General features: G+C 65.5%; 13 protein-coding genes. All 13 read left to right on the plus strand.

What is annotated here, in order from left to right; translation table 11 throughout:
- Window positions 1-2 precede the first annotated feature (2 nt).
- The 13 genes from bamA to D3H34_RS01190 all read left to right on the plus strand — a co-directional run bounded on the left by bamA (window position 3) and on the right by D3H34_RS01190 (window position 14,268).
- Window positions 3-2,435 (plus strand): outer membrane protein assembly factor BamA, encoded by a 2,433-nt coding sequence (gene bamA / locus D3H34_RS01130; RefSeq protein WP_119551376.1) that lies wholly within the window; start codon window positions 3-5, stop codon window positions 2,433-2,435.
- Entirely contained in the window at window positions 2,436-2,981 is a 546-nt protein-coding gene (locus D3H34_RS01135; protein WP_119551379.1) for an OmpH/Skp family outer membrane protein, read from the plus strand.
- Between the two features lie 14 nt (window positions 2,982-2,995).
- A complete protein-coding gene (gene lpxD, locus D3H34_RS01140) occupies window positions 2,996-3,973 on the plus strand; it encodes a UDP-3-O-(3-hydroxymyristoyl)glucosamine N-acyltransferase (protein WP_119551382.1) in 978 nt (325 codons plus the stop codon).
- Between the two features lie 23 nt (window positions 3,974-3,996).
- Window positions 3,997-4,452 carry a 3-hydroxyacyl-ACP dehydratase FabZ gene (gene fabZ / locus D3H34_RS01145; RefSeq protein ID WP_119551920.1) on the plus strand — a complete coding sequence of 152 codons (456 nt, stop codon included), beginning with the start codon at window positions 3,997-3,999 and terminating at the stop codon, window positions 4,450-4,452.
- A gap of 25 nt (window positions 4,453-4,477) precedes the next feature.
- On the plus strand, window positions 4,478-5,266 hold the full coding sequence (lpxA, locus tag D3H34_RS01150; RefSeq protein ID WP_119551385.1) for an acyl-ACP--UDP-N-acetylglucosamine O-acyltransferase: 789 nt from the start codon (window positions 4,478-4,480) through the stop codon (window positions 5,264-5,266).
- A 10-nt stretch (window positions 5,267-5,276) separates the two neighbouring features.
- On the plus strand, window positions 5,277-6,425 hold the full coding sequence (gene lpxB / locus D3H34_RS01155) for a lipid-A-disaccharide synthase (RefSeq protein ID WP_119551922.1): 1,149 nt from the start codon (window positions 5,277-5,279) through the stop codon (window positions 6,423-6,425).
- Complete coding sequence (gene rnhB, locus D3H34_RS01160) at window positions 6,397-7,059, plus strand: ribonuclease HII (RefSeq protein WP_119551921.1); 663 nt, start codon at window positions 6,397-6,399, stop codon at window positions 7,057-7,059. Before lpxB ends, rnhB begins: the two co-directional genes overlap by 29 nt.
- Window positions 7,060-7,066: 7 nt before the next feature.
- Entirely contained in the window at window positions 7,067-7,852 is a 786-nt protein-coding gene (locus D3H34_RS01165; RefSeq protein ID WP_119551387.1) for a TrmH family RNA methyltransferase, read from the plus strand.
- A gap of 140 nt (window positions 7,853-7,992) precedes the next feature.
- Window positions 7,993-9,177, plus strand: a complete 1,185-nt coding sequence (gene carA, locus D3H34_RS01170) for a glutamine-hydrolyzing carbamoyl-phosphate synthase small subunit (RefSeq protein ID WP_119551390.1) — start codon at window positions 7,993-7,995, stop codon at window positions 9,175-9,177.
- On the plus strand, window positions 9,170-12,418 hold the full coding sequence (gene carB / locus D3H34_RS01175) for a carbamoyl-phosphate synthase large subunit (protein WP_119551393.1): 3,249 nt from the start codon (window positions 9,170-9,172) through the stop codon (window positions 12,416-12,418). Before carA ends, carB begins: the two co-directional genes overlap by 8 nt.
- A gap of 12 nt (window positions 12,419-12,430) precedes the next feature.
- On the plus strand, window positions 12,431-13,300 hold the full coding sequence (gene kdoO / locus D3H34_RS01180) for a Kdo hydroxylase KdoO (RefSeq protein WP_119551395.1): 870 nt from the start codon (window positions 12,431-12,433) through the stop codon (window positions 13,298-13,300).
- A 67-nt stretch (window positions 13,301-13,367) separates the two neighbouring features.
- The gene (greA, locus tag D3H34_RS01185) at window positions 13,368-13,844 is read left to right on the plus strand and encodes a transcription elongation factor GreA (RefSeq protein WP_056518766.1); all 477 of its coding nucleotides are present in this window, start codon (window positions 13,368-13,370) and stop codon (window positions 13,842-13,844) included.
- Window positions 13,845-13,848: 4 nt separating this feature from the next.
- Entirely contained in the window at window positions 13,849-14,268 is a 420-nt protein-coding gene (locus tag D3H34_RS01190; protein WP_119551397.1) for a DUF4149 domain-containing protein, read from the plus strand.
- The last annotated feature ends 26 nt before the right edge of the window (window positions 14,269-14,294 follow it).

Raw genomic sequence — 14,294 nt, forward strand, 5'->3', positions numbered from 1 at the left:
AGATGAACACAAACTTCAGTCGCTTTCGCCTGCGTAGCGTTGCCGCGGTGGTAGCCAGCGCGCTGGCGGCCACGGCCGCTTGGGCCGTCGAGCCTTTCACGGTGCGCGATATCCGCGTCGAAGGCTTGCAACGCGTCGAGGCCGGCACGATCTTCGCGTCGCTGCCCCTGCGTGTGGGCGACACCTACAGCGACGAACGCGGCTCGGCCGCGATCCGCGCGCTGTTCGACCTGGGGTTGTTCAAGGACGTTCGCATCGACGTGAACGGCAACGTTCTGGTGGTGATCGTCGAGGAGCGGCCCACCATCGCCGACGTCGACTTCGTCGGCACCAAGGAATTCGACAAGGCCGCGCTGCAGAAGGCGCTGCGCGAAATCGGGCTGGCCGATGGCCGTCCGTACGACAAGGCACTGGCCGACCGCGCGGAGCAGGAGCTCAAGCGCCAGTACGTGAGCCGCAGCCTCTACAACGCGAACGTCGTGACCACCGTCACGCCCATCGAGCGCAACCGCGTGAACCTGACGTTCACGGTGACCGAAGGCGAATCCGCCCGTATCAGCGAAGTGCATGTGGTCGGCAACAAGGCCTTCAGCGAATCGACCCTGCTGAGCCTGTTCGACCAGGACAGCGGCGGCTTCATGAGCTGGTATACCAAGTCGAACCAGTATTCGCGCGCCAAGCTCAACGCCGACCTCGAAACCCTGCGCTCGTACTACATCACGCGCGGCTACCTCGAGTTCCGCATCGATTCGACCCAGGTCGCCATCTCGCCGGACCGCAAGGACCTGACCGTCACGGTCAACATCACCGAGGGCGAGAAGTTCGTGGTGGCGGGCATCAAGCTCGACGGCAACTACCTCGGCCGCGACGACGAGTTCAAGTCGCTCATCACCATCAAGCCGGGCGAGCCCTACAACGGCGAGCAGGTCACGGAGACCACCAAGGCCTTCAGCGACTACTTCGGTACCTTCGGCTATGCCTTTGCCCGCGTGCAGGCCCGTCCGGACATCGATCGTGTGAACAACCGCGTCACGCTGACACTGCAGGCCGAGCCCTCGCGTCGCGTGTATGTGCGACGTGTGTCGGTCGGCGGCAACAACAAGACCCGCGACGAAGTGATTCGCCGCGAATTCCGCCAGTTCGAAGCCTCCTGGTACGACGGCGACAAGATCAAGGTCTCGCGCGACCGCGTGGACCGCCTGGGCTTCTTCACCGAAGTGAATGTCGAGACGCAGGAAGTCCCGGGCTCGCCCGACCAGGTGGACTTGACCGTCAACGTGGCCGAGAAACCCACCGGCACGCTGCAGCTGGGCGCCGGCTACTCGAGCGCGGAAAAAGTCGCGCTGACCTTCGGTATCTCGCAAGAGAACGTGTTCGGCTCCGGCAACTTCCTGGGCGTGCAGGTCAACACCAGCAAGTACAACCGCACGCTGTCGCTGACCACCACCGATCCGTACTTCACGAAGGACGGCATCTCGCGCACGATCAGCGTTTATCACACCACCACGCGCCCGTACTCCACGAACGAAGACGGCGACTACAAGCTGGTGAATCAGGGCGCATCGATCCGTTTCGGCGTGCCGTTCAGCGAACTCGACACCGTCTTCTTCGGTGTTGGCCTGGAGCGCTACGCGTTCGACCCGAACCGCTCGGCACTCGCCGGCCTCACGACGCCGCAGTCGTACCTCAACTACTTCCAGTGCGCGAAGGACGCGACCGGCTGGTTCGTCACCGGCTGCGACCAGAAGAGCGTCTGGGGTGTGCCGCTGACCGTGGGCTGGGGCCGTGACAGCCGCGACAGCGCGCTGGTCCCGACCACCGGCCGTCTGCAACGCGCGAACCTTGAACTGGGCGTCGGCGGGGACATGAAGTACCTCAAGACCAGCTACCAGTACCAGCAGTTCTTCGCGATCAACAAGCAGTACACCTTCGCCATCAACGGCGAAGTGGGCTATGCCAAGGCGTTCGGCGGCAAGGTCTACCCGATCTTCAAGAACTTCTACGCAGGCGGTCTGGGTTCGATCCGCGGCTTCGAGCAGAACTCGCTGGGTCCGCGTGACCAACCGCTGCTCGGCCAGACCGAAGGCGCCGCCATCGGCGGCACCAAGAAGGCCATCTTCAACGCCGAGTTGAGCACGCCGTTCCCCGGCGCCGGCAACGATCGCACGCTGCGCCTGTACGGCTTCTTCGACGTCGGCAATGTGTTCGGTTCCCGTGCGCCCAACATCACGGATGAACAGTGGAAGTCGCAGAAGAAGCTGCGCGCCTCGGTCGGCCTTGGCATCAGCTGGATCTCGCCGCTGGGTCCGCTGCGCCTGGCCTACGCCTTCCCCGTCAAGTCCCAGAAGGAAGTGCTGGACCCCAATACCGGGTTCGTCGTGATCCCGAAGGATAGAATTCAGCGCCTCCAATTCCAGATCGGAACGTCTTTCTAAATGAAGCATTTGATTCGCGCCGCAGCCGGCGCGTTCCTGATTCCCGCTTTCGCCCTGGTGGCTGCGCCCGCGCAGGCCCAGGAGAGCTTTCGCATCGGTTTCGTGAATCCCGACCGCGTGCTGCGTGAAGCACAGCCGGCCAAGACCGCGCAAGCCAAGCTCGAAGCCGAGTTCCTCAAGCGCGAAAAGGACCTGACTGCGCAGGGTGAGGCGCTGAAGTCGGTCTCGGAGAAGTTCGAACGCGAGGCGCCGACCCTTTCGGAGAGCCAGCGCGTCTCGCGCCAGCGTGCGCTGGTCGACCAGGACCGCGATTTCCAGCGCAAGCGCCGTGAGTTCCAGGAAGACCTGAACGCGCGCAAGAACGAAGAGCTCCAGCAGGTCTATGAGCGCGCCAACCGCGTGGTCAAGCAGGTCGCCGAAGCCGAGAAGTACGACGCCATCCTCCAGGAAGCGATCTACATCAACCCGAAGCACGACATCACCGACAAGGTGATCAAGGCGCTGAACGCGTCGGTCGGCTCCTCTGCGCCTGCGGCCGGCAAGTAACGCCGCGAACCGGCGTGTCGCTGCAGCTCGGAGCCATCGTTGACGCCCTCGGGGGCGAGCTTCATGGAGATGCCACGCTGTCCATCGAGCGGCTTGCGCCGCTGCAGAATGCACAGCCCGATGCGCTCAGTTTCCTGAGCCATCCCAAATACCAACAAGAACTGGCCGCCTCCAAGGCGGCCTGTGTCATCGTGTCGCCCGCCATGCGCGAGGCCGCGGCGGCGCGGGGCGCCTACATTGTCACGCCCGATCCGTACTACTACTTCGCGCGCCTGACGCAGCTGTGGAAAGCGCACCATGCGCGCCCGGAAGCCGACCGGATCCATCCGTCCGCCGTCATCCACCCAGAAGCCCTGGTCGATGCCACCGCGCGCGTCGGTGCGCTGTGCGTGGTGGAGCGGGGCGCGCGCATCGGTGCCGACACGGTGCTGAAGTCGCGTGTCACGGTCAGTGAAGACTGTGTCATCGGCGAGCGTTGCCTGCTGCATCCCGGCGTGGTGATCGGGGCCGACGGCTTCGGGCTCGCGCCGCACCAGGGCGCGTGGGTCAAGATCGAACAGCTGGGGGCGGTGCGTATCGGCAATGACGTCGAGATCGGCGCCAACACCTGCATCGACCGCGGTGCGCTCGACGACACCATCATCGAAGACGGCGTGAAGCTCGACAATCTGATCCAGATCGGCCACAACGTGCGGATCGGCAAGCACACCGCCATGGCCGGCTGCGTCGGCGTGGCCGGCAGTGCCACCATCGGCGCCCATTGCACCTTCGGCGGCGGTGCCATCGTGCTTGGGCATCTCACGGTGGCCGACGGCGTTCATGTGTCGGCTGCGACCGTGGTGACACGCTCCATCCGCAAGGCCGGCCAGTACACCGGCATGTTTCCGATCGATGACAATGCGAGCTGGGAAAAGAATGCGGCAACGCTCAAGCAGTTGCACAGCCTGCGCGAACGACTGAAGGCGCTGGAAAAAGCCCCCTCGAATCAATGAAGACGATGCAGGAACAGAACACCATGACGGAAACGACGCTCGATATCCACCAAATTCTCAAACTGCTGCCGCATCGCTATCCGTTCCTGTTGGTGGACCGGGTGCTCGACATGGAAAAGGGCAAGCGCATCACCGCGCTCAAGAACGTGACGATGAACGAGCCGTTCTTCAACGGCCATTTCCCGCACCGTCCGGTGATGCCGGGCGTGCTGATGCTCGAAGCCATGGCGCAGGCCGCGGCGCTGCTGTCGTTCCGTTCGCTGGACATCGTGCCCGACGACAACACGGTCTACTACTTTGCTGCCATCGACGGTGCGCGCTTCAAGCGGCCCGTGGAGCCGGGCGACCAGCTCACGCTGGAAGTCGAGATCGAGCGCATGAAGGCCGGCATCTCGAAGTTCAAGGGCCGTGCGCTCGTGGGCACCGAGCTGGCGTGCGAAGCCTCGCTGATGTGCGCCATGCGCCAGATCAACAGCTGATTCGGCTCATCGTCTTCTGCAAGGCATGACCCAGGTTCATTCGACCGCGATCGTCGACCCTCGGGCCCAACTCGACGCCTCGGTGTCGGTCGGCCCCTACGCCGTGATCGGTCCGCACGTGCGGATCGGCGCGGGTACCACCATCGGTCCGCACTGCGTGATCGAAGGGCGCACCACCATCGGCCGCGACAACAGGATCTTCCAGTTCTCGTCGCTTGGCGCGATTCCCCAGGACAAGAAGTACGCGGGCGAGCCGACCGAACTCACCATCGGCGACCGCAACGTGATCCGCGAGTTCTGCACCTTCAACCTCGGCGTGCCAGGGGCAGGGGGCATCACGCGCGTGGGCAGCGACAACTGGATCATGGCGTACACGCACATTGCGCACGACTGCCAGGTCGACAACCACACCACGCTGTCCAACAACACGACGCTGGCCGGGCACGTGCATCTGGCCGACTGGGTGACCATCGGCGGCCTGACCGGCATCCACCAGTTCGTCTCGGTCGGTGCGCACGCCATGGTCGGTTTCGCGAGCGCGGTGACGCAGGACGTACCGCCGTTCATGCTGGTCGACGGCAATCCGCTGGCCGTTCGCGGCTTCAATGTCGTGGGTCTACGGCGGCGCGATTTCTCGGCGCAACGGCTGGCGGCGGTCAAGCAGATGCATCGCCTGCTGTACCGGCAGGGCAAGACGTTCGACGAGGCGCGCGCCGGTATTGCCGCGCTCGCGACGGAAATGCCCGAGGCCGCCAGCGATGTCGCGCTGATGGAGGCCTTCCTTTCCCATTCGACGCGCGGCATCGCGCGCTGACATGGGCGCGATGAGCACGAACGAGCAGCGCCGCTTCGCGCTGGTCGCGGGCGAAGCGTCCGGCGATCTGCTCGCGGGCCTGCTGCTCGACGGCCTCGAAGCCCGCTGGCCTGCGTTGCAGACCGTCGGCATCGGCGGTCCCCGCATGCTGGCGCACGGTTTCCAGAGCTGGTGGCCGCAGGAAAAGCTGGCGGTACGCGGCTACATCGAGGTCTTGCGGCACTACGCTGAAATCGCCGGCATCCGCCGTCAGCTCAAGGCCCGGCTGCTGCGCGAGCGCCCCGAGCTGTTCATCGGCGTGGATGCGCCGGATTTCAATCTCGACCTCGAAGCCGGCCTGCGTCGCGAAGGCATCAAGACGGTTCATTTCGTCTGCCCGTCGATCTGGGCTTGGCGCCCCGAACGCATCAACAAGATTCGCGCGGCTGCCGACCACGTGTTGTGCATCTTTCCGTTCGAGCCCGAGCTGCTCGAAAAGCAGGGCGTCGCAGCAAGCTACGTGGGCCATCCGGTTGCCAACGTGATCCCGATGACGCCCGACCGCGCCGCCGCTCGCGCTGCGCTGGGGCTGGACCCCGAGGCGCAGGTCGTCGCGCTGCTGCCCGGCAGCCGCCGGTCCGAAATCCGCTACCTTGCGGCTCGTTTCTTCGCCGCTGCAGCGCTGATGCAGAAGGCCAAGCCGAAACTGCAGTTCATCGCACCGATCCTGCCGGGGCTACGCGACGAGGTCGAAGGCTTGCTGCAGGCTGCCGGCATGGCAGGGCAGGTGACGCTGCTCCATGGCCAGTCGCACGCCGCACTCGCCGCCTGCGATGTCACGCTGATCGCCAGCGGCACGGCCACACTCGAAGCGGCGCTGTTCAAGCGGCCGATGGTCATCGCCTACAACATGAACGGGCTCTCCTGGCGCCTGATGCAGCGCAAGCAACTGCAGCCTTGGGTCGGCCTGCCAAACATCCTGTGCCGCGAGTTCGTTGTGCCGGAATTGCTACAGGAAGCCGCCTCGCCGGAGGCGTTGGCAAGCGCCACGCTCGAGTGGCTCGACGCGCCCGTGAAGGTGCAGGCACTGCAACAAAGATTTTCAGCGCTGCATGTGCAACTGCAGCGCGACACGCCCACACTCTGCGCCGATGCGATCCAGAAAGTTCTTGAAGGCTGAGCAGGCCCCACTGGTGTGGGACGCGCCGGGCCTGATGGCGGGCGTCGACGAGGCGGGGCGCGGCCCCCTGGCCGGCCCTGTAGTGGCCGCGGCAGTGATCCTCGACGACCTGCGCCCGATCCGCGGCCTGGCCGACTCCAAGACGCTCACGGCGCTGCAGCGCGAACGCCTGCACGACCAGATCCTCGCCAAGGCGCTGTGCTGCTCCATTGCCCAGGCTTCGGTCGAGGAGATCGACAGCCTCAACATCCTGCAGGCCACGATGCTCGCGATGCGTCGCGCGGTCGAGGGGCTGCGACTGAAGCCGGTCAAGGTGCTGGTGGACGGCAACCGGCTGCCGAGGCTGGACGTGCTGGCCGAAGCCATTGTCAAGGGCGATGCGCGGGTCAAGGCGATCTCGGCGGCGTCCATCCTCGCCAAGGTTCACCGCGACCGGCTCTGCAAGCAGTTGCACGATGAATTCCCGAACTACGGCTTCGCTGGCCACAAGGGCTACGGCACGCGTGAGCACCTCGAGGCGCTTCAGCGCCATGGGGCCTGTGTGCACCACCGCCGGTCGTTCAGCCCGGTGGCGGCGGCGCTGGCGCGCACGGCCGCCGAGATGCCGACCGCTGTCGTGATCGCCGCCTCCTGAGTTCAGCATGACTACCGACATCGGACCGAGCCACATCAGCTCGCGCGACAACCCCTTGCTCAAGGACTTGCGCAAGCTCGCACAAGACCCTGGCGCCTACCGCAAGCTGGGCCGCCTCTGGCTTGAGGGCGATCATCTGTGCCGTGCGGCGTTGGCCCGCGGCGTCAAGCCGGCGGTCGCAGTTTTTTCGGAGTCATTCTGGCCTTCCGCGCCTGCTGAATGGGTGCAGGCTGCTATCAAAACGGTAGTGGTTGCTGATGACCTGCTTCGCGCGGTCAGCGGTCTCGAGTCGCCCGCGCCGATGGGTTTCGTGCTCGACCTTCCGGCGCGGCCTGAAATCCTGTCCGACGCCCCGAGCGTGGTGCTTGACCGCCTGCAGGATGCCGGCAATGCAGGTTCCATCCTTCGCAGCGCAGCCGCTTTCGGCTTCACCCAGGTGATCGCGCTCAAGGGCACGGCGGCGCTGTGGGCGCCGAAGGTGCTGCGCGCCGGCATGGGGGCGCACTTCGGCCTGCGGCTGGTCGAAGGCGTGGACATCGACGCGCTCGGTGCGCTCCGGGTGCCGTTGGTGGCCACCAGTTCGCACCGTGGCGAATGGCTGCACAAGGCCGACCTGCCGCACCCCTGCGCCTGGCTGATGGGCCACGAAGGGCAGGGCGTCTCGCCCGCGCTGGAGGCCCGGGCGAGCCACCACATCCGCATCGCCCAACCGGGAGGCGAGGAGTCCCTGAACGTGGCGGCAGCAGCCGCCATCTGCCTGCATGCGAGCGGAGCAGCCCTGCAGGCCAAATAACACACCCAGTCCGGGCTACAATCGGGGGCTTACTCGCAAACAGCGTCGCCCGGCCGCCTTCACGCCAAAATCCCCTTAAGCAGCAGTCCGCAGGCAACGCGCCTGGGGCTCCGGGCGACCGTAACCATCCGGAGAACCCAGTGCTTTTGTCTCTCAAGGGAAGTTTCCCGCCCGCCATCCTGGCGCTCGCAGACGGCACGGTCTTTCTCGGCAACTCGATCGGAGCCGCCGGCTCCACGACCGGTGAAGTGGTGTTCAACACCGCGATGACCGGTTACCAGGAAATCCTCACCGACCCCAGCTACTGCCAGCAGATCGTCACCCTGACGTATCCGCACATCGGCAACTACGGCGTCAACGGCGAGGACATCGAAGCCGACAAGATCCATGCCGCGGGCCTGATCATCAAGGACCTGCCCCTCGTTGCGTCCAACTTCCGCAAGACCGCCACGCTGACCGAATACCTCGTGTCCGGCAACACGGTGGCCATCGCGAACATCGACACCCGCAAGCTCACCCGCCACCTGCGCACCCATGGCGCGCAGAACGGCTGCATCCTGGGCCTGGCCGCGGGCGAGACCGTGACGCAGGCGCTGATCGACAAGGCCGTGGCGGCCGCCAAGGCCGCGCCGAGCATGGCGGGCCTGGACCTTGCTAAGGTGGTGTCGGTCAAGCAGACCTACGAATGGACGGAAACCGAGTGGAAGCTGGGCTCGGGCTACGGCGTGCAGATCACGCCGAAGTTCCATGTCGTCGCTTTCGACTACGGCGTCAAGAAGAACATCCTGCGCATGATCGCGCAGCGCGGCGCGCGCATCACCGTGGTGCCGGCACAGACGCCCGCGGCCGACGTGCTCAAGCTCAAGCCCGATGGCATCTTCCTGGCCAACGGCCCCGGCGACCCGGAGCCCTGCGACTACGCCATCAGCGCCGTCAAGGAACTGATCGAGACCGGCATCCCGACCTTCGGCATCTGCCTGGGCCACCAGATCATGGCGCTGGCCTCGGGCGCCAAGACCTTCAAGATGAAGTTCGGCCACCACGGCGCGAACCATCCGGTGAAGGACCTGGACAACGGCCGCGTGAGCATCACCAGCCAGAACCACGGCTTCGCGGTCGACGAGAAGTCGCTGCCGGCCAACCTGCGTCCCACGCACATCAGCCTGTTCGACAACACGCTGCAGGGCCTGGCGCGCACCGACAAGCCCGCGTTCTGCTTCCAGGGCCACCCTGAAGCCTCGCCGGGCCCGCACGACATCGGCTATCTGTTCGATCGCTTCACGGCACTCATGGAAAAGCACAAGACGGAGAACAAGAATGCCTAAGCGCACAGACCTCAAATCGATCCTCATCATCGGCGCCGGCCCGATCATCATCGGCCAGGCCTGCGAGTTCGACTATTCCGGCGTGCAGGCCTGCAAGGCGCTGCGCGAAGAGGGCTACAAGGTCATCCTGATCAACAGCAACCCCGCGACGATCATGACCGACCCGGCCACGGCCGACGTCACCTATATCGAGCCGATCACCTGGCAGACGGTCGAAAAGATCATCGCCAAGGAGCGTCCCGACGCGATCCTGCCGACCATGGGTGGCCAGACCGCGCTGAACTGCGCGCTCGACCTGTGGCGCAACGGCGTGCTCGACAAGTACAAGGGCGCTGCCACCAACAAGCCCGTCGAGCTGATCGGCGCCACGCCCGAAGCCATCGACAAGGCCGAAGACCGCCTGAAGTTCAAGGACGCGATGACCAAGATCGGTCTCGGTTCGGCGCGCTCCGGCATCGCGCATTCGATGGACGAGGCCTGGGCCGTGCAGAAGTCGCTCGGCTTCCCGACCGTGATCCGTCCCAGCTTCACGCTCGGCGGCACGGGCGGCGGCATCGCCTACAACCCCGACGAGTTCGAGACCATCTGCAAGCGCGGCATCGAAGCCTCGCCGACCAACGAGCTGCTGATCGAAGAATCGCTGCTCGGCTGGAAAGAGTACGAGATGGAAGTCGTGCGCGACAAGGCCGACAACTGCATCATCGTCTGCTCGATCGAAAACCTCGACCCGATGGGCGTGCACACCGGCGACTCGATCACCGTGGCCCCTGCGCAGACGCTGTCCGACAAGGAATACCAGATCCTGCGCAATGCCTCGCTGGCCGTGCTGCGCGAGATCGGCGTGGACACCGGCGGTTCGAACGTGCAGTTCTCCATCAACCCGAAGGACGGCCGCATGGTCGTCATCGAGATGAATCCGCGCGTGTCGCGTTCGTCAGCGCTGGCCTCCAAGGCCACGGGCTTCCCGATCGCCAAGGTCGCGGCCAAGCTGGCCGTGGGCTACACGCTCGACGAGCTGCGCAACGAAATCACGGGCGGCGCCACGCCTGCGTCGTTCGAGCCCTCGATCGACTACGTGGTCACCAAGATCCCGCGTTTCGCTTTCGAGAAATTCCCGCAGGCCGACTCGCGTCTCACGACGCAGATGAAGTCGGTGGGCGAGGTGATGGCCATGGGCCGCACCTTCCAGGAATCGTTCCAGAAGGCCCTGCGCGGCCTCGAAGTGGGCGTCGACGGCCTGAACGAGAAGACGCAGGACCGCGAAGTGCTCGAGAAGGAACTGGGCGAGCCCGGCCCCGAGCGCATCTGGTACGTGGGCGATGCCTTCGCCATGGGCCTGAGCGTCGACGAAGTGTTCGCACTGACCAAGATCGATCCGTGGTTCCTGGTGCAGATCGAAGAGATCGTGAAGATCGAGCTCGAACTGGAAACCAAGTCGCTGGAAGACATCGACAAGGACACGCTGCTCGCGCTGAAGAAGAAGGGCTTCTCCGACCGCCGCCTCGCCAAGCAGCTCAAGACCACCGACACGGCCATCCGCGAGAAGCGCCGCGCCCTGGGCGTGCGCCCGGTCTACAAGCGCGTGGACACCTGCGCGGCCGAGTTCGCGACCAACACCGCCTACATGTACTCGACCTATGAAGACGAGTGCGAGGCCGAGCCGACCGACAAGAAGAAGATCATGGTGCTCGGTGGCGGTCCCAACCGCATCGGCCAGGGCATCGAGTTCGACTACTGCTGCGTGCACGCCGCGCTCGCCATGCGCGAAGACGGCTACGAGACCATCATGGTCAACTGCAACCCAGAGACGGTCTCGACCGACTACGACACCTCCGACCGCCTGTACTTCGAGCCGCTGACGCTCGAAGACGTGCTCGAGATCGTCGACAAGGAAAAGCCCCTGGGCGTGATCGTGCAGTACGGTGGCCAGACACCGTTGAAGCTCGCGCTCGACCTCGAAGCCAACGGCGTGCCGATCATCGGCACCTCGCCCGACATGATCGACGCGGCCGAAGACCGCGAGCGCTTTCAGAAGCTGCTGCACGAGCTCAAGCTGCTGCAGCCGCCGAACGCCACCGCGCGCACCGAAGCCGAAGCACTCGAAAAGGCCGCGCAACTGGGCTACCCGCTCGTGGTGCGCCCGAGCTACGTGCTCGGCGGCCGCGCGATGGAAATCGTGCATGAGCAACGCGACCTGGAGCGTTACATGCGCGAGGCCGTGAAGGTCAGTAACGACTCGCCGGTGCTGCTGGACCGCTTCCTGAACGACGCCGTCGAGTGCGACGTCGACTGCCTGCGCGACGCCGAGGGCCAGACCCTGATCGGCGGCGTGATGGAGCACATCGAACAGGCCGGCGTGCACTCGGGCGACTCCGCCTGCTCGCTGCCGCCTTACAGCCTGAGCGCCGACACGGTGACCGAGCTGAAGCGCCAGAGCGCCGCGATGGCGGCCGCGCTGAACGTGGTCGGCCTGATGAACGTGCAGTTCGCCATCCAGCAGAAGGACGGCAAGGACGTCATCTACGTGCTCGAAGTGAACCCGCGCGCATCGCGCACCGTGCCTTACGTGAGCAAGGCCACGGGCATCCAGCTCGCCAAGGTGGCGGCACGCTGCATGGCCGGCCAGTCGCTGAAGTCGCAGGGCGTGACGAAGGAAGTCACACCGCCGTACTTCAGCGTGAAGGAAGCGGTGTTCCCGTTCGTCAAGTTCCCGGGCGTGGACACGATCCTCGGCCCCGAGATGAAGTCGACCGGCGAAGTGATGGGCGTGGGCAAGACCTTCGGCGAAGCCTTCGTGAAGTCGCAGCTGGGGGCGGGCACGCACCTGCCGAAGTCGGGCAAGGTCTTCATCTCGGTGAAGAACAACGACAAGGCGCGTGCTGTGGAAGTGGCGCGTGGCCTGGCCAAGCTGGGCTTCGAGCTGGTCGCGACCAAAGGCACCGCCGCGGCCATCAGCGCCGCCGGCATCGCCTGCGAGACGGTGAACAAGGTGACCGAAGGCCGTCCGCACATCGTGGACATGATCAAGAACAACGAAATTGCCTTGGTCATCAACACGGTGGAAGAGCGCCGCAACGCGATCACCGACTCGCGCCAGATCCGCACCTCGGCGCTGCTGGCGCGCGTGACGACCTTCACCACGATCTTCGGTGCCGAAGCCGCGGTGGAAGGCATGGGCTTCATGGACGAGCTGGGCGTGATCTCGGTGCAGGAGATGCACGCGCAGCTGGCCACCGCCTGATCGGGCGCCGCCATGGAAACGCAGCTGGTCGAACTGGACCTGACGGACTGGAACGCGGCCACGCCCAATGAGGCGTGGATCGCGGAGCTCGAGGCCGGCAAGGTGCTGTACTTCCCGCGGCTGGGCTTCGAGCTGCTGGCTGAAGAACGTAGCCTTCTGACGCCCAGCCTGCTGTCGCCCGACGTGCGCAACATCAGCCTCGATGCCAACGGCAAGCTCAAGGGCGCCGTGGGTGACGAGGCGGTGCAGCGCGCCACGGCGGCGATGGTGGGGCGCTTCCGCGCGCAGGCCACGCAGCTCATCCACGGGCTGTTGCCGCACTACACGCCGGCCCTGCGCCTGGCGCCGACCAGCTACCGGCCGGCCCAGGTCGAGACGCGCGTGCAATCGTGGCGCGCCGATGACCGGCGCCTGCACGTCGATGCGTTTCCGTCGCGGCCCAACTACGGCGAGCGCATCCTGCGCGTGTTCACCAACGTCAATCCCGACGGTGCGCCGCGCGTGTGGCGGGTGGGCGAGCCTTTCGAGGACATCGCCAGGCGTTTCCTGCCGCGTGCCAAGCCTTATGCGCGGTGGCAGGCCAAGCTGCTGCAGGCGCTGCACGTCACCAAGTCGTTCCGCAGCGAGTACGACCACCTGATGCTGCAGCTGCATGACGGCATGAAGTCGGACATGGCGTACCAGGAAAACTCGCCGCAGGAAACGGCCAAGTTCCCGCCGGGTTCGGTGTGGGTGTGCTTCTCGGACCAGACCTCGCACGCCGTGATGGCGGGCCAGTACATGCTCGAGCAGACCCTTCATCTGGCCGCATCGAAGCAATACAATCCCGAGTCGAGCCCGCTCGCCATCCTGAGCCGGCTGACCGGACGCAAGCTCGTCTGAGCCTGTCCCTCACATCGACCGCCGAACGGCAGCGTTCGGCGGTTTCGCTTTATGGAGAACCCACCGAATGGCCACCATTCCCATCACCAAGCGCGGCGCTGAGAAGCTGCGCGCCGAACTGCACCAGCTCAAGACGGTCGACCGTCCCTGGGTCATCAACGCCATTTCCGAGGCGCGCGCCCAGGGTGACCTGAGCGAAAACGCCGAATACGAAGTCGCCAAGGACCGCCAGGGCTTCATCGAAGGCCGCATCCAGGAAGTCGAGGGCAAGCTCTCGGCCGCCCAGATCATCGACCCGAGCGAGCTCGACGCCGGCGGCAAGGTGGTGTTCGGCTCGACCGTCGAACTCGAGGAAGAAGAGTCGGGCGATGCCGTCAAGTACCAGATCGTGGGCGAAGACGAAGCCGACCTGAAGCTTGGCCTGATCAACATCTCCAGCCCGATCGCGCGCGCGCTGATCGGCAAGGAGGAGGGCGACACGGCCGAAGTGCAGGCGCCGGGCGGCCTCAAGCGCTACGAGATCGTGGCCGTTCGCTACCTCTGAGCCCGTGAAAGACCGCGTCGCGCTGATGCTGGCGGCCCTCTGGTGGGGCAGCCTCACCACGATCGGTTTCCTGGTGGTGCCGATGTTGTTCGCGAAGCTCGGTAACCCGGCGGTGGCGGGTAACTTTGCCGCCCAGCTGTTCGAGGCGCAAAGTTGGATCGCCATCGGCTGCGGGCTGATCCTGCTGATCCATTTCCGCCAGAAGGCCGACGAGGGCATGAGCGGGCCCGCGCTGACCGCCATCTTCCTCGTGCTGGGGGCGTTGCTCCTGGCGCTGCTGCAGCAGTACGCCGTGGCGCCGCGCATCGTGGCGCGCGAGAACCTCAAGCTGTGGCATGCCGTGGGCACCGGCATGTACTTCGTTCAGTGGGTGTGCGCCGGCACGCTGCTGTGGCGCCTGGGCGCCGCTCGGGCGCCACGCTGAACAACCGAGGCGGCAGCAGTGGCCGC

The sequence above is a fragment of the Acidovorax cavernicola genome (genome assembly GCF_003581445.1).